The organism is Luteibacter sp. P4_E6, assembly GCF_056401535.1.
The window spans coordinates 1-2165 of sequence record NZ_JBFUJE010000614.1 but is presented as its reverse complement, the minus strand read 5'-3'; the positions used below and the strand labels follow the sequence as shown (position 1 = coordinate 2165).

The following is a 2165-nucleotide window of genomic DNA, read 5'->3' as shown; positions in this document are numbered from 1 at the left end:
ATCCAGCAGTGCGTGCTGGCTTTCGAGCTCGGTGAGCGACACCAGTGCATCTTCAACATCTTCCGTTGCACGCAGCATGGAACCCTTGTACCTCGCAAGCGCCTCTGCGTTGGCACCGCGCGCTTGCTTGACCTCGGCGTCGACGCGTCCGAAATCAAACAACCGCCAATGGACACCAAGGGCAGCCTGCGGCTGAAATGCGCCCGAGTTGAGCAACTTGCCGCCTAATGCGCTGAATCCGAGCACGGACGAGAGCGACACTGAAGGGTAGTACTCGGAGAGCGCCACACCGATTTTTGCGTTACTCGCGGCGAGCTCTCGTTCGGCCGCAATGACGTCGGGGCGGCGGCGGAGCAAGGCGGCAGGGCCGCCGGCCGTTTCGACCCCCGGCACCGTGTAGTCCACTGCTGCGGCCTTGATTTCGGCGGCATAGGTTCCTGGTGCGACGCCCATCAGCACGTCTAACCTGTTGAGTTGCGTCTCGAGCTCGATTCGCAACGGCGGAATGGTTGCCTTCGCCTGCAGGAGCAAGGCTTCCGACTGGGCTGTCTCGCGGATGGTGCCGACGCCACCCTCGCCCCGCAGGCGGACAAGGTCGACGAGGCCCTGCTCGTTCTTGATTTGATCTTCGGCAATCGCAATGCGCGCTTGGGCGCCGCGCACACGAAAGTATGCATCGGCCGCTTCAGCGGCAAGCGACACCCGGACGCCGACGTGTGTTGCTTCCGCTGCCTGGTATTCGGCACTGGCCGCTTCTTCACCACGGCGTAGACCGCCGGCAAGATCGAGCTCCCAGCTGGCACCGGCACCGACGTCTTCAATCGTCTGCTGGCGGTCATACCCGGGAAGGTTGCTGGCAACCTTCCCAAGCGGGCTCTTGACCGATTGACGCTGGCGGGCGATGTCGCCATCAAAGCTGCCTTGCGGCATGCGATCGGCTTTGGCGTGCTGGGCCACAGCCCGCGCCTGCTCAACGCGAGCCTGGGAGGCAGCGAGGTCGAGATTTTCGGCCATGACGCGCCGGACGATGGTGGAAAGTTCCGGATCTTTGAAGCCATCCCACCATGTATCGAGCGTGGGGGCCGGCGGCGCCTGCCTGGATTGCATCACGACGTCGTTATGGAAGGACGTAGCGGTGTTGACGTCGGGGCGAACGTAGTCGGGTCCGACGGTGCACCCTGTGAGAGCGACAGTCAGGGCGGCAAAGAGAATTTTAGTGCGCATCGGCGGAGGGTCCTGTCGGGGCGGCGACTTTGCGCATGAGCGGTACCATGACCGTTGCAATCACAAAGCACACCATGATGGCGAAGAAGGCATCGCTGTAAGTCAGCGTTTGTGCCTCACGGAACGTGAGTTGCCAGAGACTTTCAAGCGCGGCGGAGGATGGGATGCCATCAGTCGACCCCGGTGCACTGGCAAGAAAAGTGTTCATCGCCTCGTTCGTCGGGTTGAGATGTTCAGCGAGCCGATAAAAATGCAGGTTGGTTCGGTCAGTCAGGATGGTCGCGCACCCGGCAATGYCTATTGCGCCACCGAGATTCCGCATGAGGTTAAAGAGGCCAGAAGCAAGCTTGAGTCGGCTCGGCGCAAGACCACCGAGGGTCAATGTGACGGTTGGCGGGATGGACAGCTGCTGGCCAATTCCACGAAGCGCCTGCGGAAACAGCAGTTCGGACTTGCTCCACTCGTGGGTGATGGGCGTGAACTCGAACATCGACAAGGCAAAAATCGCGAGCCCAACCATGACGAGCCAACGCAAGTCGACGCGGTTGGCGAGGAACGAGTACAACGGAATGGTTAGGATTTGGAACACGCCGGTCGAAAAAATGGCCTGGCCAATCTGCAGCGCGCTATAGCCTTCCACGCGTCCCAGAAACAGTGGCGTGAGATAAATGGTAGAAAAGAGGCCAATACCGGTGACGAAGGAGAAAAAGCAGCCAAGGGCAAAGTYCCGGTTTTTGAGTGCGCGCAAGTCGACAATGGGATTTGCGGCAGCAAGACCGCGCCAGATGAACAGCACGCCAGAGATGGCCGTTATCCACGCGGTGGTGCGGATGACGTCGTCTTCAACCCAGTTCCAACGCGGACCCTCTTCCAAGGTGTATTCAAGGCATCCGAGGAAGACAGCAAGGAGCGCCATGCCGATGTAGTCGCCGGCTTTGAGC

General features: G+C 60.7%; 2 protein-coding genes. Both read right to left on the bottom strand.

The window, feature by feature from the left end; all coding sequences use genetic code 11:
* On the bottom strand, positions 1 to 1224 hold a 1224-nt coding region (locus AC1DT2_RS21485), incomplete at its 3' end, for an efflux transporter outer membrane subunit (protein ID WP_477298608.1).
* Positions 1214 to 2165 (bottom strand): MFS transporter (locus tag AC1DT2_RS21480; RefSeq protein ID WP_477298607.1); only part of this gene is annotated, 952 nt, incomplete at its 5' end. The genes AC1DT2_RS21480 and AC1DT2_RS21485, both read right to left, overlap by 11 nt.